At 71.3% G+C, this 18,426-nt stretch carries 16 protein-coding genes and 1 tRNA gene; 10 read left to right on the forward strand and 7 right to left on the reverse strand.

Annotated features, from left to right (window positions below):
* Positions 1–4: 4 nt before the first annotated feature.
* Together ACIBK1_RS03575 and ACIBK1_RS03580 are read right to left on the reverse strand one after the other, a co-directional pair.
* Positions 5–475 carry a hypothetical protein gene (locus tag ACIBK1_RS03575; protein ID WP_396732005.1) on the reverse strand — a complete coding sequence of 157 codons (471 nt, stop codon included), beginning with the start codon at positions 473–475 and terminating at the stop codon, positions 5–7.
* A gap of 191 nt (positions 476–666) precedes the next feature.
* Positions 667–1,068 (reverse strand): hypothetical protein, encoded by a 402-nt coding sequence (locus tag ACIBK1_RS03580; RefSeq protein ID WP_231514101.1) that lies wholly within the window; start codon positions 1,066–1,068, stop codon positions 667–669.
* Positions 1,069–1,328: 260 nt separating this feature from the next.
* Here ACIBK1_RS03580 and ACIBK1_RS03585 point away from each other — a divergent pair, with 260 nt between their 5' ends.
* The 7 genes from ACIBK1_RS03585 (at position 1,329) to serS (ending at position 10,069) form a co-directional block, all read left to right on the forward strand.
* Positions 1,329–1,679 carry an STAS domain-containing protein gene (locus tag ACIBK1_RS03585; RefSeq protein ID WP_030511009.1) on the forward strand — a complete coding sequence of 117 codons (351 nt, stop codon included), beginning with the start codon at positions 1,329–1,331 and terminating at the stop codon, positions 1,677–1,679.
* A gap of 4 nt (positions 1,680–1,683) precedes the next feature.
* Positions 1,684–2,418 carry a glycosyltransferase gene (locus tag ACIBK1_RS03590; protein ID WP_036408349.1) on the forward strand — a complete coding sequence of 245 codons (735 nt, stop codon included), beginning with the start codon at positions 1,684–1,686 and terminating at the stop codon, positions 2,416–2,418.
* A 146-nt stretch (positions 2,419–2,564) separates the two neighbouring features.
* Positions 2,565–4,025: a polyprenol phosphomannose-dependent alpha 1,6 mannosyltransferase MptB gene (gene mptB, locus ACIBK1_RS03595; protein WP_396732010.1), complete on the forward strand. Its 1,461-nt coding sequence runs from the start codon at positions 2,565–2,567 to the stop codon at positions 4,023–4,025.
* A gap of 2,031 nt (positions 4,026–6,056) precedes the next feature.
* Positions 6,057–7,310: a glycosyltransferase 87 family protein gene (locus ACIBK1_RS03600; RefSeq protein WP_363421758.1), complete on the forward strand. Its 1,254-nt coding sequence runs from the start codon at positions 6,057–6,059 to the stop codon at positions 7,308–7,310.
* Positions 7,311–7,332: 22 nt separating this feature from the next.
* Positions 7,333–7,752: a DUF4446 family protein gene (locus tag ACIBK1_RS03605; RefSeq protein WP_396732014.1), complete on the forward strand. Its 420-nt coding sequence runs from the start codon at positions 7,333–7,335 to the stop codon at positions 7,750–7,752.
* A 92-nt stretch (positions 7,753–7,844) separates the two neighbouring features.
* Positions 7,845–8,765, forward strand: coding sequence for a prephenate dehydratase (gene pheA / locus ACIBK1_RS03610; protein WP_030511002.1), 921 nt, complete (start codon positions 7,845–7,847; stop codon positions 8,763–8,765).
* Positions 8,766–8,803: 38 nt separating this feature from the next.
* Positions 8,804–10,069, forward strand: a complete 1,266-nt coding sequence (gene serS, locus ACIBK1_RS03615; protein WP_030511001.1) for a serine--tRNA ligase — start codon at positions 8,804–8,806, stop codon at positions 10,067–10,069.
* Positions 10,070–10,421: 352 nt separating this feature from the next.
* Here the strand turns inward: serS and ACIBK1_RS03620 are convergent, their stop codons facing one another.
* Positions 10,422–10,625, reverse strand: a complete 204-nt coding sequence (locus ACIBK1_RS03620; protein WP_030511000.1) for a cold-shock protein — start codon at positions 10,623–10,625, stop codon at positions 10,422–10,424.
* A gap of 240 nt (positions 10,626–10,865) precedes the next feature.
* On the opposite strand from ACIBK1_RS03620, the gene ACIBK1_RS03625 reads away from it, so the two are divergent.
* Positions 10,866–11,663 carry a Cof-type HAD-IIB family hydrolase gene (locus tag ACIBK1_RS03625; RefSeq protein WP_030510999.1) on the forward strand — a complete coding sequence of 266 codons (798 nt, stop codon included), beginning with the start codon at positions 10,866–10,868 and terminating at the stop codon, positions 11,661–11,663.
* 19 nt (positions 11,664–11,682) lie between these two features.
* Here ACIBK1_RS03625 and ACIBK1_RS03630 read toward each other — a convergent pair whose 3' ends face one another.
* Positions 11,683–12,210, reverse strand: a complete 528-nt coding sequence (locus ACIBK1_RS03630) for a bacterial proteasome activator family protein (RefSeq protein ID WP_030510998.1) — start codon at positions 12,208–12,210, stop codon at positions 11,683–11,685.
* Between the two features lie 58 nt (positions 12,211–12,268).
* Positions 12,269–13,231, reverse strand: a complete 963-nt coding sequence (locus ACIBK1_RS03635; protein WP_030510997.1) for an NAD(P)H-quinone oxidoreductase — start codon at positions 13,229–13,231, stop codon at positions 12,269–12,271.
* Positions 13,232–13,417: 186 nt separating this feature from the next.
* Here ACIBK1_RS03635 and ACIBK1_RS03640 point away from each other — a divergent pair, with 186 nt between their 5' ends.
* Both ACIBK1_RS03640 and ACIBK1_RS03645 read left to right on the forward strand, forming a co-directional pair.
* Complete coding sequence (locus tag ACIBK1_RS03640) at positions 13,418–15,901, forward strand: nucleotide-binding protein (protein ID WP_396732018.1); 2,484 nt, start codon at positions 13,418–13,420, stop codon at positions 15,899–15,901.
* 86 nt (positions 15,902–15,987) lie between these two features.
* Positions 15,988–16,076, forward strand: a tRNA-Ser gene (locus ACIBK1_RS03645).
* A gap of 853 nt (positions 16,077–16,929) precedes the next feature.
* On the opposite strand, the gene ACIBK1_RS03650 is transcribed toward ACIBK1_RS03645, so the two are convergent.
* Together ACIBK1_RS03650 and ACIBK1_RS03655 are read right to left on the reverse strand one after the other, a co-directional pair.
* Entirely contained in the window at positions 16,930–17,343 is a 414-nt protein-coding gene (locus tag ACIBK1_RS03650; RefSeq protein ID WP_030510994.1) for a carboxymuconolactone decarboxylase family protein, read from the reverse strand.
* Positions 17,344–17,390: 47 nt separating this feature from the next.
* Positions 17,391–18,413: an aldo/keto reductase gene (locus tag ACIBK1_RS03655; protein WP_396732021.1), complete on the reverse strand. Its 1,023-nt coding sequence runs from the start codon at positions 18,411–18,413 to the stop codon at positions 17,391–17,393.
* Between the last annotated feature and the right edge of the window lie 13 nt (positions 18,414–18,426).

Consider the following 18,426-nt stretch of genomic DNA (forward strand, 5'->3'; position numbering starts at 1 on the left):
GTCGTCAGACGACGGTCTCGACGCGGGCGTGGGGCTGGGCGGTCGCGCCCGTGGCCGCCCGGCGGCCGCGGAGCGCGGCGTGGACGGCCGCGCCGAACAGCAGCAGCGCGTTCAGGCCGTGCAGGGCGCCCAGGGCGGTGATCTGGTGGCCGAGGAGGCCCAGGGTGACCTGGACCGCGACGAGCAGGACCACGAGGGCGGCCCCCTTGACCGCGCCGGGGATCTTCGCGAAGAACGAGGAGACCAGCAGGAGCAGCGCGATCGTGGGGATGACCATCATCCCGTTGATGCCGTGGACCACGAAGGCGAAGAACTCGGGGAACGCCATGTCGCCGCTCTCCGCGCTCGCCTTGTCGATCACTCCGCCCTGCTCGACGTACCTGAACAGCCCGGCGTCGCCGAGCACGACCATCATCGCCTGCACCGCGACCTCGGCCGCGACGAGTGCGGCCAGGACCTTGTAGACCAGCTTCATGACGCTTTTCCCATCCGGGACCAGGCGAGCCCTCCGACATCCGGGCTCCGCGGTCCTCTCCTGTGTCGGCCGGCGCCCGTCTTCGCGCGCCGGCCCTTACACAGAGGACGGTAGGAACGCCTCCATGGCGAACACTTAATGACGACTTCGGTGACTCTTGGCGTCGCCGGATCCGGTACGAAAACGCGGGGTCACACGTCGGTCTGGGGCTCCAGCTGCCCGCGCCAGGAGGGGATGCCGGGTGCGGCCTCCCGCTGGCGCGGGGTGAACGCCTCCGCCATGGCCCGGAACGTGGGGCACGGCCAGCGCCACATGCAGCTCCGGCACCGGAGAATCGGATTTGCCGGGTCGCTCGAGATGCCGCCCGCGTCTCTGGGCTGGTGCAGGTCGAGCAGCCGGATGCCGAGCTCGGAGAAGCTCAGCAGCTCCTCGCGCGCTTCGGAGAGGAAATCGAGGTCCTCGGCCGCCAGCCGGGCGCTGACCGGGACGTACCCCTCGCGGTTGACGAGGCCGCGCAGCGGCTCGGCCGCGTCGCGCCACGACGAGGCCTTCTCGGTGCGCACCTGGATGGTCTCCAGATGCTCACGCAGCACGCGCCGCTGTGGATCCTCGGGTATCTCAGTATTCATCTGCTCTCGGGCCCGCTGTGCTCGGCGCCCGCCCTCCTTTGCGAAGTGACGACCAAGACGCGGAGGTTCCGGGCCCTCCATCCGGCGACGCCGGTGTCGCATAGCGTCAAGCTTCGCGCACTCGGCGTTTACATGGGGCCGGAATCGGGGACAAAGGGCGGACGACTCTTCGACGATTACGATGGAGCGTGACCCGGGGCCGGGACGACGCTAGTGTGCGCCTCGTGGAGCTCAAAGTCGCGACGCAATCCCACGCCGGTCAGGCCGTCATGGCCGTCTTCGGCGAAATCGACCTATATACCGCGCCCCGGCTGCAGGCGGAGTTCACCCGCCTGTTGGAGACCGGGCCCGACCGGGTGGTCATCGACATGTCCGGAGTCGAGTTCTGCGACTCCACCGGCATGAACGTGCTGCTGTCGGCGCTCAAGCGGCTGCGCGAGCGGGGCGGCACGCTGGAGGTGGCGGCGCCGAGACCGGCGGTGCGTAAGATTCTCCAGGTCACGGGCCTGGACTCGGTGTTCACCGTGCACGACACGGTGCCCGCCGACCTGCTCACGGCCGAGCATCAGGGCTAGGCGCATGGGGGAGATGGCAGTGCCCGAGCCGGACACCGCGGTGGTGATCCCGGCGAAGGACGAGGCCGACAGGATCGGCGCCACCGTGACCGCCGCCCTGAAGCTGCCCGGTGTGGATCTCGTGGTCGTGGTCGACGACGGCTCGTCCGACGAGACCGGCCGGGTGGCCAGGGCGGCGGGCGCCCGGGTCGTACGGCACAGCCGCAACCGGGGCAAGGCGGCGGCGATGGAGAGCGGCGCCGAGGCCGTGCGCCTCCTGGACGAGGACCATCCCCGGCACCTGCTGTTCCTCGACGCCGACCTGGGCGAGACGGCGGCGGCGGCTCTCCCGCTGATCACGCCGGTGCGCGACGGCGAGGCCGACATGACCATCGCGAAGTTCGCGACCAGGGTCAAGCTCGGCGGGCACGGCATCGTCGTACGGGTGGCCCGCGACGGCATCAAGAGGCTCACCGGCTGGGAGGCCACCCAGCCGCTCAACGGGCAGCGGTGTCTCACGCGGGAGGCCTTCGAGGCGGCCCGGCCGCTCGCCCACGGCTTCGGCGTCGAGACCGGCATGACCGTCGACCTGCTCAAGAAGGGCTTCCGGGTGGTCGAGGCCGAGGTCGAGATGTCGCACCGGGCGACCGGCACCGACTGGCGCGCCCAGTTGCACAGGGCCAAGCAGCTCCGCGACGTCGGCCTGGCCCTCGCCGCCCGTGACCCCTTGATGCCCCCGATCCGTCGCCACCTCCCCTGACCCCCCGCCGTGATCTTGTAGAGATGTCGCAGGTGGGCGCCTGTGAGACGTGACCAGTGCAAGATCGCGAAAGGGATAGCCCCTGGTCGACGCCGCCACTTGCGACAAAATCCAAGATCACGGCGTGGGTGTGGTGGAATTTGCGGGTGGATTCGCGGGGGCGTGCTCGGATCGCCGCCCGGCTGGCCCCGGCCGCCGGCGGCCTTTCGATCGTCCTCACGATCACGATCGGGGTCCTCGGGCCGTCGGCGATGGTGCCCGGGCTGCCCGGACCGTCATGGCAGCCCCCCTACTCGCTCGATCTCGCGCCCAATGGTCATCTCGTCGTCGCGCTGGCCGCCGCGGCGCTCGTCCTCGGCACGGCAGGCCTGGCCGCCGGCCTCGCGTACGCCGACCGGATGCCGCGGGCGCGCACGCTGGTCGTCGCCGGGTGCGCCGCCGCCGCGGTCCTCGCGTTCCTGCCGCCCTCCGGGTCGGCCGATCACCTCAACTACGCCGCGTACGGCCGGATGGCGGCCCTCGGCCACGACCCGTACCTGACGGTGCCCGCCGACCTTCCCGCCGATCCCGTCATCGGCCGGGTGGAGGAGTGGACCAGGACGCCCAGCGTGTACGGCCCGGTCGCGACGGCCGTGCAGGCGCTGGCGAGCCACGTCGGGGGTGACTCGGTCCGCCTGACGGTCTTCGTGATGGCTTTGGTCAACGCCGCCGCCTTCGTCGCCACCGGCCTGCTGCTCCACCGGGCCGCCGCCGGCGATCCCGTACGGCAGCGCCGCGCGGCACTGCTGTGGACGGCCAACCCGCTGCTCGTCTACGAGCTCGTGGCCGGGATGCACCTCGACACCGTGGCGATCGCGTTCGTCGTGGCGGGGCTGGTCGCCCGTAGGGGCGTGCCGCTCGGTCTGGGGGTCGCGGTCAAGGCCACCGTGGGCCTGGTGGCGCTGGGCACGGCGTGGGAGCTGCGCAGGAGCCCCCGGCGGCTCGCCCTGGTCGCCGGGCTGGCGGCGCTGACCGTGGTCGTGGCCTATCTGCTGGCCGGGCCGCACTCGCTCGACCAGCTGCTGAACGCCAGCAAGTCGGTCTCGCTCGCCACACCGTGGAAGCTCGCGCAGAGGGCGCTGCAGGCGCTGTTCGGTCCCGGGGCCTACCGGGCCTGGATCCAGGCCGGGTCGCTGCTCCTGCTGGCCGCGCTCGCCGTCCTCCTCCTGCGAGGACGTCCCGTCACCGAGCGCGAGGGGCCGGTCGTCGCCCTGGCCGTCGCCGTGGCCTGGCTGTTCGCCACGCCGTACGCGCTGCCCTGGTATGACGGGCTGGGCTTCGCGCTGCTGGCCCTGGTCGCGTGGCCGGGCCTGGAGGCGTTCCTGGTCGCCCGGCTGGCCGTGCTCGCGTCCGCCTACCTCCCCGCGCGTCAGGCGGACCAGCCGGACGACCTGGGGTGGCTCGTCGACGTGGTCAGAGGCTGGGTGGCGCCGTCGCTCCTGCTGGCGCTGACGATCGCGCTGCTGTGGTGGGCGTCGCGGTCTGGAGCGCGTGTACGGACGCCGCCAGCGCCAGCGGCACCGCGACCGTCAGGGCCATCGCCGGAATCGCGATTCCCGAGTCGTTGATCAGGAACCCGGCGAACGCCGAGGTCAGCGCGCCGAACAGCCCGGCCCGCAGCTGCGGCGCCCGCTCGTAGGCCAGGCTCAGCGCGGGCGCGCCCCACCGGGACGGCCGGGCCAGCACGAGGAACAGGAACGCCAGCGCGACCAGCGACAGCAGCGTCAGCGGGAGGTTGCCCAGCGTGTGGAGCATCGCCCCGAGCTTGCGTCCGACGACCGAGCCGCCCTCGCCGCCGATGATCTGCTGGACGAACGCCCCGAGGTGGGTGCGCCGGTCGGCGGGGCGCAGCCAGTCGGCCACCGCGATCAGCGAGATGAGCACGACCCCCGCCATGGCGACCAGCCCGAGCCGGAGGACCGACACCCGCCTGCCCGTGACCATCAGCACGCACACCGCCACGCCGAGGACGAACGACGGCACCCCGCCGAAGTCCGCGCCCCACGTCGGCCAGCCGTCCCCGGCGATCGCGAGCAGGCCGTACGCCACGCAGACGGCCACGGCGAGCCTCGGCCGGCGGCGCAGCGCGCAGGCGACGGCCGCCAGGAGCAGGATCGTGCCGGTCGAGTAGACGGCGAAGGCCATGTTGCCGAAGCCGTAGAACCTGCCGCCGGTCACGGGCTCGTAGCCGGCCACCGCGTTCACCTGCAGCCGCGAGCCCGTCACCACGTCGGCGAGGAGCGCGAGCGAGCTGATCCCGGCGACCACGGCGGGCGGCCCCAGCACGTGGCGGCGCCACGGCCCGGCGTACGCGAGCCCGGCCACCAGGACGGCGAAGCCCAGGATCGTGCCGAGCAGGGCGGGCATCGGGTGCGCGAAGCCCCACCACGGCACGAGCTGCGCCAGGAAGATCGACACCGGGAGTGCGCCGCTGACCGTCGCGACGACCCGCGTGGTCGTCGGCATCCGCCGATAGCGCCTGATCATGAGCGCGGCCAGGCCGTAGAAGAGCAGTTGCGCGGCGACCAGCGTGATGAAGAACGGCTCCCTGACCTCCCTCAGCACCTGGCTCGCCAGGTCGGCGTCGGCCAGCTCGGCCACCGAGGGCGCGTCGCCGCCCCCGGACCATGCCCTGCCGACCGCGCCTTCGGGAGTGGGGACGCCGAGCAGGTGCGTGACCGTCGTCGTGACGTCGGTGATCGTGACCAGCGCCCGCTGCCGGGTCGAGGCCGCGGTCAGCGACCCGTGCCCATACGGCCCGCCGGAGGCGATCGCGACGTGCAGGTGGGCTATGGAACCGGAATCGGACAGTCCTGCCACGAGCACGGCCGAACCGGCGGGCACCCTGGCGAGCACCTCGGCGACGGTCCGGTCGGCCGCGCTCACGGCCGCCCGCCGCGCCTGTCCACGCGAGTCGTCGGCCCAGGCTCTGGTGATCTCCCCCGCCTCGGCGACCACGAGGGCGTACGGCGTGAGGTCGGGCAGCGCGGCGGGGGTCGCGGCGTAGGTCGCGACCCTGCCGGACCGGTCGGCGGCGGCCAGGGCGGCCCCCGGGCCGATGGCGGCGATCTTCCCCCCGGCGGCGGTCACGGCGTCGGCGAGGAGCCCGAGCCGGGCCTTGAAGGGACTGGCCTGCTGCGCGGCGACCAGCTCTGACCAGTTCGGGATCGTCGCCGCGCCGCCGGCGGCGGTGACGGGCTCCGGAAGGGGCGCGCAGCCCGGGCCGGGAGCCGTGGCCCGCTGGCCCGCGGAGAACGTCAGCCAGCCGGCGGCCGGACAGGTGACCGGCAGACCCTCGGGAGGGACCGCCCTCGTGGACAGCGACGCGCTGGAGCCGCGGGCGGCCAGCCCCCACAGCGCGGGGGTCCGCCGCGGGTCGAGGTCGTCCCAGCGGAGGCCGGGCACCCCGATCACCACGACCCGGCCCGTCACCGCGGCGGCCTGCCGTGCGGCCGACGCGGGAGCGGCGGGCAGGACGAGGGCCGCCACGACGAGCACCAGGATCGACGCGAAGAACCCCGCCAGCCTGCCACGCACTGTTCCGTGCTCCCTCATGATCGATAACGGTGCGGACACGGTCCACGGTAGCCTGCCTGGTCATGACGACTGGCCGCATCGCCGGGGCCCGCCGGCCCGCCTGGGCGTGGGCGCTCGCCCTGGTGGCGCTGGCCGCCGCGGCGTCGCCGCTCATCGCCTACTGGCTGACCAATCCCGAGGACCAGCGTCTGGTGGACCTGGACGTCTACCGTACGGGCGGCTGGGCGCTGCTGCGGGGCCTGCCCGTCTACGACGTGATCACGCCCGCTCCCCAGCTGCTGCCGTTCACCTATCCGCCGGTGGCCGCGATGCTGGCGGTGCCGCTCGCCATGATGTCGTGGCCGGTCGCGCAGTGGGTGTGGACGGTCGCCCTCGTCGCCGTGCTCGCCGTGACCGTCCGGCACGCCTTCCGGGCCTTCCTGGACGGCGTGCGGGGCGCCCTGGCCGCGCCGCTGCTGTTCGCCGTGCTGTGCGCCGCGTGCACCTATCTCATGCCGATCAGAGACCAGTTCAGGTTCGGCCAGGTGGACCTGTTCCTCCTGGCGTTGTGCCTGCTCGATTGCGTGGTGCGCAGGCCGTGGTGGCCGCGCGGCATGCTGATCGGCATCGCCACGGCGGTGAAGCTCACCCCCGGGGTGTTCCTCGTCTACCTGGCGATCACCGCCTTCCCCGCCCGGGAGGGGGATGAAGGACAGCGCCGGGCCCTCTTCATGGCGGTGTTCACGGCGGCCCTGCTCACACTGCTGCCGTTCCTGGTGATCTTCGACGACGCCCGGGACTTCTGGTTCGGGGCGCTGCTCGACTCCGAGCGCCTCGGCGCGAACGCCGCCACCACCAACCAGTCGCTGCGCGGCATGCTGCTCAGGCTCTACCTGCCCGGCTGGCTGACCACGGTGCTCTGGCTCGCCGCCGTCGCCCTGATCGGCTGGTACGGCTTCCGCCGCGCCCGCCGGGCGTACCTGGACGGCGACGTGACGACGGCGGTGGCGCTCACCGGGCTGATGGCGGTGCTGCTTTCGCCGGTGGCCTGGATCCACCACATCGCCTGGGTCGTGGTCGTGCTCGCGGCCCTCGCCGGGTCCGGGCGCGACCGGGTACGGCTTCTGGTCGCGGCGGGCGTGTGGCTCTACTACGTGCTGCCCATCCCGTGGTGGGGAGTGTCGCTCAAGGCGCTGGAGATACCCCTGCTCAGCCCGGTCGCGGGCAAGATCGTGCAGAACGCCTTCGGCCTCGGCGCGATCGGCCTGGTCTGGCTCCTCGGGGAGTGGTTGCCCCGGCGGCGGGCCGCTGTCGCCGTTCCCGCTGCGGCCACTTGACCAATTCATTACGCTCGGTGCCGTGCTGGTTACCGTTGTGGAGATGGCCGCTGTGCTGGCGGGGGCGACAGGCGCGACCGTCGGCCTGATCGCGCTGCGCGCCGCGCGCCGTTCCGTGGGGGTGTGCCTGGACGCCCTGGACCGGCGGGCCGCCGTCGACGGCCCGGTGGACAGCAGGGCGATCCGCGACGTGGCGCTGTATCGATATGACGCGCTCGACGAGATGACCGGCAGGCTGTCGTTCTCGCTCGCCCTCATCAACGGCTTCGGCGACGGCGTCGTGCTGACGTCGATCAACGGACGCACCGAGACCCGCACGTACGCCCGTGCCGTACGCGGGGGGAAGGGGCTGCAGCCGCTGTCGCCGGAGGAGGAGCACGCCGTGCGCGCCGCCAGGCTCGGCATCGGGCCGGAGGTCGAGCCGCAACGCCTCCCCCACTGAGCAGCCGGGACGGCGGTTCGCGGGCGAAAGCCGGTCGGCGCAGGGGAGTCTCCGCACGCCTGCCATACCGACCTGCGGATACCCTTGGGGACATGTCGAAGCTCGCGTACCTGGGGCCTCAGGGCACCTTCTGTGAGGCAGCCCTGCGACTCCTGGAGCCGGATGCCGAGCGCCTGCCCTGCGCCAACGTCGGAGCCGCGCTCGACGCCGCCCGCGACGGCGAGGCGGACGGCGCGGTGGTCCCGCTGGAGAACTCGGTCGAGGGGGCGATCACGCAGACCCTCGATGAGCTGGCCGGGGGGAGGCCGCTCCACATCACCGGCGAGTGGCTGCTTCCGGTCGAGTTCTCCCTGCTGGTGCGGCCCGGCACCGAGCTGGCCCAGATCAAGCGGGTCATCACCCACCCGGCGGCGCACACCCAGTGCCGCGGGTTCATCGAGCGCGAGATGCCCGGCGCCGTGGTGATCGCGGCCTCGTCGACGGCCGCCGCCGCGCAGGAGGTCTCCTCGCCCGAGTCTCCGTACGACGCGGCGATCAGCCCGGCCATCGCCGGGGAGTACTACGGGCTCGACGAGATCGCCTCGGACATCGGCGACCGCTCCGACACCGTCACCCGGTTCATCAGGGTGAACCGTCCGGGGCAGCTGCCCGCGCCCACCGGCGCCGACCGCACCTCGCTCGTGGCCTTCCTGCGGGACGACCACCCGGGCGCGCTGCTCGAGATGCTGAGCGAGTTCGCGGTGCGCGGGGTCAACCTGACCCGCATCGAGTCGCGTCCCACCGGCGACGGCATCGGCCGCTACTTCTTCCACTTCGACTTCGAGGGTCACATCGCCGACGCACGGGTCGGCGAGGCCGTCTCCGGCCTTCACCGGCTCTGCGACGACCTGCGTTTCCTCGGCAGCTATCCGCGGGCCGACCGGGTTCCGACGCAGATCAAGGAGGGTACGGGCGACACGGACTTCGCCGAGGCCGCCGAATGGCTCGGAAAGATCCGCGCCGGGCTCGCTTGACGGGCGGGAGCCGCACCGGCTCCGGTAGCCTTTGAGCCGTGATTGACCTGCGAACCCTTCGTGAGGACCCTGACCGGCTCCGGGCGTCGCAGCGCGTCCGCGGCGAGGACGACTCGGTCGTGGAGACCCTGCTGTCGCTCGACGAGCGCCGCCGTGCCGCGCTCAACAACTTCGAGTCGCTGCGCGCCGAGCAGAAGAGCATCGGCAAGTCGGTGTCCCGCGCGTCTGGAGACGAGCGCCAGGCGCTGCTCGACCGGGCGAAGGAACTGGCCGCGCAGGTGAAGGCGGCCGAGACCGAGGCCGCCGCGCTGGCGAGCGAGCTTGACGAGCTGCTCATGACCGTCCCGAACTTCGTCGAGGAGGGCGCGCCCTCCGGCGGCGAGGACGACTACGTGGTGCTGGAGGAGGTCGGCGAGAAGCCGGTCTTCGACTTCGAGCCCCGCGACCACGTCGAGCTGGGCGAGCTGCTCGGCGCGATCGACACCGAGCGCGGGGCCAAGGTGTCCGGCGCCCGGTTCTTCTTCCTCAAGGGCGTCGGCGCGCGGCTGCAGCTCGGGCTGCTCAACATGGCGATCCAGCAGGCCGTCGAGGCCGGCTTCACGCCGATGATCACGCCCGTTCTGGTCAAGCCCGAGGCGATGGCCGGCACCGGCTTCCTCGGCGCCCACGCGAGCGAGGTCTACCGGCTGGAAGCCGACGACCTCTACCTGGTCGGCACCAGCGAGGTGCCGCTTGCGGCCTACCACTCCGACGAGATCCTGGACCGGGCGGCGCTGCCGATGCGGTACGCCGGCTGGTCGTCCTGCTTCCGGCGCGAGGCCGGGTCGTACGGCAAGGACACCCGGGGGATCATCCGCGTCCACCAGTTCGACAAGGTGGAGATGTTCTCCTACTGCCGTCCCGAGGACGCGCACGAGGAGCACCTGCGGCTCCTCGCCTGGGAGAGGGAGATGCTGGAGAAGGTCGAGGTCCCCTACCGCGTGATCGACGTGGCGGGCGGCGACCTCGGCTCGTCGGCGGCGCGCAAGTACGACTGCGAGGGCTGGGTGCCCACGCAGGGCCGCTACCGCGAGCTCACCTCGACCTCCAACTGCACCGACTTCCAGGCCCGCCGGCTGAAGGTGCGCTACCGGGACGAGGACGGCAAGCCGCAGCACGTGGCCACGCTCAACGGCACGCTGGCGACCACCCGCTGGATCGTGGCGATCCTGGAGAACCACCAGCAGGCCGACGGCTCGGTGGTCGTCCCCAAGGCGCTGCGGCCGTACGTGGGACTCGACGTTCTGGAGCCGCTGTCGCGGTAGAAGACCCACGGCTCTGATCGAGGACCTCCGGATGTGGTGCCGCCCACCGCGTCCGGGGGTCTTCGCGTCTCACGGTGACGTTCTGCGGCGGGTTCCGGGATAGCCACCCGCGTCGGTGGGGAATGCCTCCATCGTCCGCCGAAAGCGGAATCCGCACCTTTGATGGCAGGACCGTCAGATGTGATGTAAATCTCGTGGTTCGGAGGGCATCCGAGCGTCGAGAAGGCCTCCGTTCGTGAAACTTTCATGCGCTCGGCCTTCCGGGGGTCCGCCCCCCGGCTCACGGCCGGGCGCCCCCGGACATGCGAAAGGCGGGGCTCGCAACCGCGAACCCCGCCTTCGTCAAGTCAGGTCAGATGCCCCGGACGTTCGACGCCTGCGGACCCTTCGGACCGGCGATGACCTCGAACTCGACCCGCTGGCCGTCCTCGAGGTTGCGGTAGCCGCTGCCCGTGATCGCGGAGAAGTGCACGAACACGTCGGGCTCGCCGCCGTCCGGTGCGATGAAGCCGAAGCCCTTCTCAGCGTTGAACCACTTGACGGTTCCCTGAGCCATTACTGCTCTCCCTAAGGAAGTGAATCTTGGGGACCACACCTCGTGGACCCCGGGTGTGTCGCACAGCTCCCCGGGTGGCTCATACAGTCAAACTGGTTTTCGCTACGGGAACAGCTAATACAACGCCTTCACATCTAACACTATGTAGCCCGTTGGTGTTCCACGTCCGGCGGAGATTTCTCGCCCTACGTGTGGCAGAGGGCATGGCACGGCATGTCTCGGTGCACACTGGAACCTGTCATGACCTGCCCCCGCCTCGTCGCCACGGACCTCGACGGCACAGCCCTGCGCACCGACGGATCGATCTCTCCACGCACCGCCGCCGCCTTCGCCCGGGTGGAGGAGTCCGGCGGCACTCTCGTCTTCGTGACCGGGCGGCCGCCCCGGTGGATGCACAGCGTCGCGGGAGCCGTACGGCACCGCGGGCTCGCGATCTGCGCGAACGGCGCGCTCGTCTACGACCTCCACACCGAGGAGATCGTCGAGTCGCACCTGATCGAGGCTGACGTGCTCGAAGAGTGCGTCGCCCGGCTGCGTCAGCACGTGCCCGGTCTCGCGTTCTCCGTCGAGTACGAGGGGGGCTTCGCGCACGAGTCCGACTACGCGCTGGGGCGCTGGGACGCCCGGGAGCTGTCCTACGGGCAGATGGTGGCCGTCGCGGCGCTGACGTCCCGGCCGTGCGCCAAGCTGCTCGCACAGCACCCTTCGATGGACCCCGACGAGTTGCACCGCGGGGTGCTGGAGATCGTCGGCGACATCGTGACTCCGACCCACTCCAGCGGGCGGGCGCTGATCGAGATGAGCGCGCAGGGTGTGACGAAGGCCACGGCGCTGGCCACGCTGGCCGAGGAGCGGGGGATCAAGCCCGCGGAGGTGGTCGCCTTCGGCGACATGCCGAACGACCTGCCGATGCTGATCTGGGCCGGCACGTCGTACGCCGTGGCGAACGCCCACCGCGACGTGCTGGCCGCCGTCGATCACGTGACGGCGGCCAACAACGACGACGGTGTGGCGGTCGTCCTCGAGACCCTGTTCTGAGTCGGCGGGGTATCGGGGGTTACAGGTAAGGGCCGCCCGCGCGGTGGCCCTGGTCGTCCTGCCCGGTCTGGGGCATCCCGCCGGGGAGTGCGCGGCGCATCTGCTCCAGCTGCGCCCGGGCGGCCATCTGCTGCGCGAACAGCGTGGTCTGGATGCCGTGGAACAGGCCCTCCAGCCAGCCGACGAGCTGGGCGTGCGCGACTCTCAGCTCAGCGTCGCTCGGCGGGGTCTCGTTCTCGTCGCTGAACGGCAGGGACAGCCGTTCCAGCTCCGCGACCAGTTCGGGGGCGAGGCCCTCCTCCAGCTCCTTGATGGAGCTCTGGTGGATGTCCTTGAGCCGCTTGCGGCTGGCCTCGTCGAGGGGAGCCGCCCGCACCTCCTCCAACAGCTGGCGGATCATGCTGCCGATCCGCATGACCTTGGCGGGCTGCTCCACCAGGTCGGCGACGGACCGCTCCTCGTGCTCGCCATTACCGTTGCCGCCGGAGACCGAAAGGCCCTGCGGACCCACGACCACGATCTGCGGCGTGCTCTCGTCTGCGTTCATCGATCGCTTACAACTCCTGATTCGCCGGGGCACACCGTGCTCACCCCTTCAACTTAACTCACCTGACCAGCAGCAGCTTTCCGATGTGTTCACCCTCCTCGAGCATCTGGTGGGCGCGGGCGGCCTGGTCGAGGGGGATCCGTTCGTGCACCACGGGCCGTACGGCTCCGGCGGCGACGAGCGGCCACACGTTGTCCACCACGCCCCGGCAGATCACGCCCTTGTCGTCCACCGGACGGTTGCGCAGCGCGGTCGCCTGGACCGAGGCCCGCTTGGCGAGCAGCGTGCCGAGGTCGAGCTCGCCCTTCGCGCCGCCCTGCATGCCGATGACGACCAGGCGGCCGCCGGTGGCGAGGGCGCGCAGGTTCCCGGGCAGGTACTTCGCGCCGATGATGTCGAGGATGACGTCGGCCTGCCCCTCGAACCGCTCGGCGAAGTCCTCCTCGCGGTAGTTGACGCCCTCGTCCGCGCCGAGCTCGCGGCAGCGCGCGAGCTTGTCCGCGGAGCCGGCCGTCACGAGCACGCGGGAGCCGTACGCCTTGGCGAGCTGGACGGCCATGGTGCCGATGCCGCTCGCGCCGCCGTGGACGAGCAGGGTCTCGCCCTTGCGCAGGCGGGCGGTCATGAAGACGTTCGACCACACCGTGCAGGCGACCTCGGGAAGACCGGCGGCCTCGTCCAGCGCGACGCCCTCCGGTACCGGCATCACCTGCTGCCAGGGCACCGCCACCCGTTCGGCGTACCCGCCGCCGGCCAGCAGGGCGCAGACGCGGTCGCCGGGCGCGAGATGGGGGACGTTCTCGCCCACTTCGACGATCGTGCCGGAGCATTCGAGCCCCGGGATCTCGGAGGCCCCGGGCGGCGGCGGGTAGAAGCCGCGGCGCTGGAGCAGGTCCGCCCGGTTGACGGCCGAGGCGGCGACGTCGATGAGCACCTCACCTGCGCCGGGACGCGGGTCGGGCACTTCCTTCCAGGCCAAAACCTCAGGTCCGCCGGGTTCGGAAATCACGATCGCACGCATGTGACCTAAAGTAGCGTGGCGGAGAACTCGGCGGTTGCCCGCATTCACCGTATTACGTGGCGCTAATCTGCAATGTGTTTGCTACCCCATTAGCCCAGCCCGAGGGGGTACACGGTGGCGAGACATGATCGTGAGGATCCGCATTCTCTCGAGGACCAGCTGGCATGGCTTGACGCGATCAAGGAAATGCCCGACGAGGTGGAGATAGCGGTCAGCGCGGTTACCTCCGCCACGCTCGCGTCTCCACAGCCGCCACCGCCCGCCGACTCCGAGCCCGCCTCGCCGTACCCGGCCGACCCCTGGAGCCTCGTCCCGGCCGAGCCCGCGTCCGGCGGCCTGCTCCGCGGCGCGGCCGACGGCGCGACCGGCTCCGCGTACGGCGCCCCGACGCAGGAGGACGCGCAGACATCCGAGTCGTCGTCCACCGGTCCCGTCCGCGATCCCCTCTTCGACCCTGACTATTCGGGGCGTTTTGGGCGTGAAAGCGGCGAAAAGTCCGGTTTTGGGGCTGGCTATGGCGCCGACTCGACCTACGGCGACACGAACTTCCGCGACACGACGGCCTTCGGCGACTCGAGCTTCGGCGACTCGGCCTTTGGCAACTCGAGCTTCGGTGACTCGGGTTACGGTGACTCGGGTTTCGGCGACACGACGAACTTGAGTGACACCGCGGCCTTCGGCGATACGACGGCCTTCGTGACCAGGCCCGCGCCCTCGCCTGGGTCCTCGCCTGCGGACTCGCGTGAGGACGCGCCGGCCGAGCCGCCCACCGCGAGCACCGCGTTCGGCACGCCGCCGGAGACGAGGAGCGAGGAGCCCGCCACCTCGACGGGGCCGGTGAACGCCCCGTCGTTCGGCTCGTCGTTCGGTAGTGGGGCGGCGTCGGAGTCGTCCTCCGAGCGGACGCCGGACCGTACTGTCGAGCCGTCGTTCCCGGGGTCCTCCGACGCCTCTTCCGGCTCGGGACCGGAGTCTTCCAAGGACACCTCGAACGCGACGCAGGAGACGCCGGGCGACGACCAGGCCTCAACGGACGACGACGGCCACCCCGCCCCGCAGCCGGGCGGGCTGAGCGGTCCCTCGTCCTTCACCACGCCCCTGTTCGGTGACGCCTTCCCCGGCTCCCCTGCGGACACCGACGCGTACAAGAACCTCGGCGCGTTCTCCGGCAGCGAGTCGGCCACGCCCTTCGCCTCCCCGGCGTCCGGCACGTCGTCCACCAAGGAGTCGCTGCGGGGCTGGCTGGAGCCGGCCGTGCCGGTGCCGGCCGCCCAGCAGGAACCTGCCGTCCCCGACGAGCCGGAGGAGCCGCCCGCGCCACCGGAGATCCCGTCTCCGTTCGCCACCCCACGGGCCGAGGCCGTGCCGGACTTCGCGGACGACCGTTTCACCGGCTCCCTGCGGGACGATTTGGCCGCCGAGGAGCGGAAGCCGTACGAGCCGGGTCCGGTCGCGGCGCCGGCACCTCCGCCCCCGCCCGCGCCGTCGCCTCAGCCCGCACCGGCACCGGTGCCGTCGCCGTCGCCTCAACCCGCGCCCGAGCGCGCCTCGGCGCCGAGCCCCGCACCGGCCGAGGCGCCGGCCGTGGAACGGGACGCGGTGGCGGAGCGGGAGGCGTACCAGCCCCCGCGCCGGCCGGCTCCCGCCTCCGCCTTCAGTTCGCCCGCGCGTACGACGGGGAAGTCGGCGGGGTCGAAGCCGACCGCCGACAGCCTCGATCCGGTCACCCTGCTGAGGGGCCGGCGGAACGCTCCCTCGACGGGCTGGCGGCGGCTGATCTACAAGGCGTCCGCCGGGATAATCAAACCGGGTGAGGCCCCGGAGGTGCGGCGGCGTCGTGAACTCGTGCAGCGCGCCCGCACACCCGTCGCCACCGGTCACCACCGGGTTGCCGTGCTCAGCCTCAAGGGCGGGGTGGGCAAGACCACGACGACCGTCGGGCTCGGCGCTACGCTGGCGCAGGTGCGCGGCGACCGCGTCATCGCGGTCGACGCCAACCCCGACCGTGGAACGCTTTCCGACAAGGTCGAGCTGGAGACCTCGGCCACCGTGCGCGACCTGCTGAACGAGCGCGCGCAGATCAAGCGGTACGTGGACATCCGGGCCTTCACCTCGCAGACCCCCTCGCGGCTGGAGATCCTGGCGTCGGACCGCGACCCGTCGGTGTCGGAGGCGTTCAGCGCCAAGGACTACCACGCGGTGGCGAATGTGCTGGAGAACTTCTATTCCATCTGCATCACCGACTGCGGCACCGGTCTCCTGCACTCCGCCATGTCGGGTGTGCTCGGCATGGCCGACCAGATCGTGCTGGTCAGCTCGCCGTCCGTGGACGGCGCCCGGGCGGCCTCGGCCACACTGGACTGGCTGGAGGCGCACCACTATGGCGACCTCGTCCGGGCCGCCACCGTGGTGCTCTGCAGCGTACGGCCCCGGTCGAAGTCCACCGTGGACCTCGACAAGCTGGAGGCGCACTTCGCCGCCCGCTGCCGCACTGTGGTCCGCGTGCCGTACGACGCCCACCTGGAGGAGGGTGCGGAGATCGACCTGGACCGCCTCCAGCAGGCCACCAGGGACGCCTACCTTCGTCTGGCGGCGTCCGTGGGCGACGGCTTCGCCGGGCCACAGGCGCTGGCCGCGCCCAGGTTCTCGGAGATCCCGGACCACCTGTAAGCGAGGATGATCTCTTTCGCGGTCGCGGTCGTGTACCGGAGAGTGAGAGACTAGGCTGCTGCGTGGCGCCCCAGCGTGGGCGCCGGGGAGAGCTCGCCTAGTGGACGATGGCGGCGGTCTTGAAAACCGCTAGGCCGGGTGACCGGTCTCGTGGGTTCGAATCCCACGCTCTCCGCTCAACCAGCCAAAACGGCGTCTGACCAGCGACTTCGGTCGGTTCAGACGCCGTTGATCGTTTCAGCCATGCGCAGCCGTACGCCACCTTGAGCAACCCTCGGCCGCTGTCCACGTTATATTCACGGGATGATCTTGGGGTGGCAGGCGCATTCCCCACGTACTCTGTCGGCTTCGTTTACGTCCTAAGCAACAAGGCGATGCCAGGCCTCGTCAGGGTGGGAATGACGAGCCATCTCACCGAGGATTGCGGCCTCCGCTCCGACTGTCTATTCGACCGGCTGCCCAAGGCCAATGCGGCGTTGACGAGGGAATCGGCCGCCTGGCGGCCTTAAGCTCCAGGTCGGCCTGCCACCGAGAAAAGTCTGGTTGGTCACTGCGAAGGCAACCGAGGGCACGAGGTCGAGAAGCTGCCGAGTTCGATGTGGGCGGCGCCGTGGTTGAGCGGCATCCATCCTCGGGATCGAGGACTTACGCGCGCTCGCGACCGTGCTCGCCAAGCAGATACTCGTCGAGCTAACCGGGCTCCGCGAGGAGCCCCTCCGGGAAACGCCCCGCCTTCGTGAAGAGAGGCGGGGCGTTTCGTGCGAACCGAGAGTCGTCAGACGATGACCGGGCGCGGCGTCTCGACGGCGAGTTCAGCGTCGACGAGGTCGTCCCATGCCGCCAGGGTCAGGCTGAGTCCGTCATCCGCGATGTCCTCGGCCCGCAGGCACAGGCGGCCGACGAGCCGGTTCAGCTTGTTCAGCTCGCTGAGCAGGGCCTGACGTCGGCCCCGGCGGTCATGGAGAACCTCTTCGCGAGCAGCACCCTGGCCACCTGAGGTTGGCCTGGGTGACCACTGCGCGCGGCTCTCACCGGGGCTGTTCGGCTGCGTGGATCTCCTGGAAGACCTGCCGGGCGATCTGATAGCTGTCGAAGGCCCGGGCGGCGCCGGCGTACGCCTCGATGTGGATGAACGCCTCGACGATCTCTTGTGGAGTGACTCCGTTGCCGAGTGCGATGCGGAGCTGTCCGCGCAGCGGTTCGAGCGTGCCCAGGGTGGCGGCGATCGTCACGGAGATGATGGCGCGGGTGCGGGTGTCGAGGACGTCGGTGCGCGGCCATGCGTCGCCGAAGGTGTGCAGTGTGGCCAGGCGCGTGAAGTCCGCGGCGTTGGCCGGCTCGCCCGGGCCGGGTTCCAGGAACGGCTCCAGCCGCCTGCCGAGCAGCCGCGCGGCCGTGTCGAGTGCGGCCGCGTAGCCGGATTCCTGCTGGTCGTCGGTCATGGTGGTTCCTCGATCGCTTGTAGTTTGTGAGGGTCGGAATGCGCAAATCAGTGCTGGGGGCGGACGTTGAGCTCGCCGTACTGCCCGCCACGCACCAGCGCTGGGTCGAACAGGCCCGAGAGGAAGGCGAGGTCGTCCGCGCTCAGCGGCACGGCCGTCGCGGCGGCGTTCTGGCGTGCGTACGCCGCCCGCTTCGTGCCGGGGATGGGCGCGATGTCGTACGGCTGGGCGAGCAGCCAGGCCAGGGCGACCTGCCCAGGGGCGTGTCCCCGCTCGTCGGCGAACGCCTTCAGCCCCTCGACGAGGCGGAGGTTCTCCGCGAAGTTCTCTTTCTGGAACTTCGGCAGAGTGGAGCGGAAGTCGTCGCCGGAGAACGAGGTGCCGCTGGTGAAGCGGCCGGCAAGCGCGGCTCGCCCCAGGGGGCTGTACGGGACGAAGGTGATGCCCAGCTCACGGCAGGTGGGAAGCACCTCCTGCTCCACCTCGCGGGCCCAAAGCGAGTACTCACTCTGGAGAGCCGAGATCGGCGCCACCGCGGCCGCCCGGTGAAGTATGTCCGGCCCGACCGCGCTGAGCCCGATGGCGCGCACCTTGCCCGCGGTCACCAGGTCGGCCATCGCGCCGACCGTGTCCTCGATCGGCACGGTGGGGTCGAGGCGGTGGATGTAGTAGAGGTCGATGTGGTCGACGCCGAGGCGGCGCAGGCTGGCCTCGCAGGCGGCGGCCACGTACTCCGGGCGGCCGTCGTAGACCACCCCGCCCTCCTCCGAGGGCCGCGCCCCGAACTTGGTCGCCAGGACCACCCGGTCGCGCAGGCCGCGCACGGCGCGGCCGAGCAGTTCCTCGTTGTGGCCGAAGCCCTTCTGGAACTGGCCGGTGGCCGCGCCGGCGGCGCCGTAGATGTCGGAGGTGTCGAAGAAGTCGATGCCGGCCTCGACGGCGGCGTGGATCGTGGCGACGGACTCCGCCTCGTCGGCGTCGCCGTAGAACTGGGACATCCCCATGCAGCCCAGGCCGATCGGCCGGACGGAGATGTCGGTGTGCCCGAGGGTGACACGGGCTTCGCGCATGATGGTCCTCCTG

The organism is Microbispora rosea (assembly GCF_044460045.1).
Lineage (GTDB): Bacteria > Actinomycetota > Actinomycetes > Streptosporangiales > Streptosporangiaceae > Microbispora > Microbispora rosea.

Excerpts from the sequence above, each read along its gene's own strand:
- ACIBK1_RS03640 (WP_396732018.1), top strand. The coding sequence starts at position 13,418 with ATGCCCGACGAGGTGGAGATAGCGGTCAGCGCGGTTACCTCCGCCACG.
- pheA (WP_030511002.1), top strand. The coding sequence starts at position 7,845 with ATGTCGAAGCTCGCGTACCTGGGGCCTCAGGGCACCTTCTGTGAGGCA.
- ACIBK1_RS03655 (WP_396732021.1), bottom strand. The coding sequence starts at position 18,413 with ATGCGCGAAGCCCGTGTCACCCTCGGGCACACCGACATCTCCGTCCGG.
- ACIBK1_RS03625 (WP_030510999.1), top strand. The coding sequence starts at position 10,866 with ATGACCTGCCCCCGCCTCGTCGCCACGGACCTCGACGGCACAGCCCTG.
- ACIBK1_RS03620 (WP_030511000.1), bottom strand. The coding sequence starts at position 10,625 with ATGGCTCAGGGAACCGTCAAGTGGTTCAACGCTGAGAAGGGCTTCGGC.
- ACIBK1_RS03575 (WP_396732005.1), bottom strand. The coding sequence starts at position 475 with ATGAAGCTGGTCTACAAGGTCCTGGCCGCACTCGTCGCGGCCGAGGTC.
- ACIBK1_RS03590 (WP_036408349.1), top strand. The coding sequence starts at position 1,684 with ATGGGGGAGATGGCAGTGCCCGAGCCGGACACCGCGGTGGTGATCCCG.
- ACIBK1_RS03635 (WP_030510997.1), bottom strand. The coding sequence starts at position 13,231 with ATGCGTGCGATCGTGATTTCCGAACCCGGCGGACCTGAGGTTTTGGCC.
- ACIBK1_RS03630 (WP_030510998.1), bottom strand. The coding sequence starts at position 12,210 with ATGAACGCAGACGAGAGCACGCCGCAGATCGTGGTCGTGGGTCCGCAG.
- ACIBK1_RS03650 (WP_030510994.1), bottom strand. The coding sequence starts at position 17,343 with ATGACCGACGACCAGCAGGAATCCGGCTACGCGGCCGCACTCGACACG.
- ACIBK1_RS03600 (WP_363421758.1), top strand. The coding sequence starts at position 6,057 with ATGACGACTGGCCGCATCGCCGGGGCCCGCCGGCCCGCCTGGGCGTGG.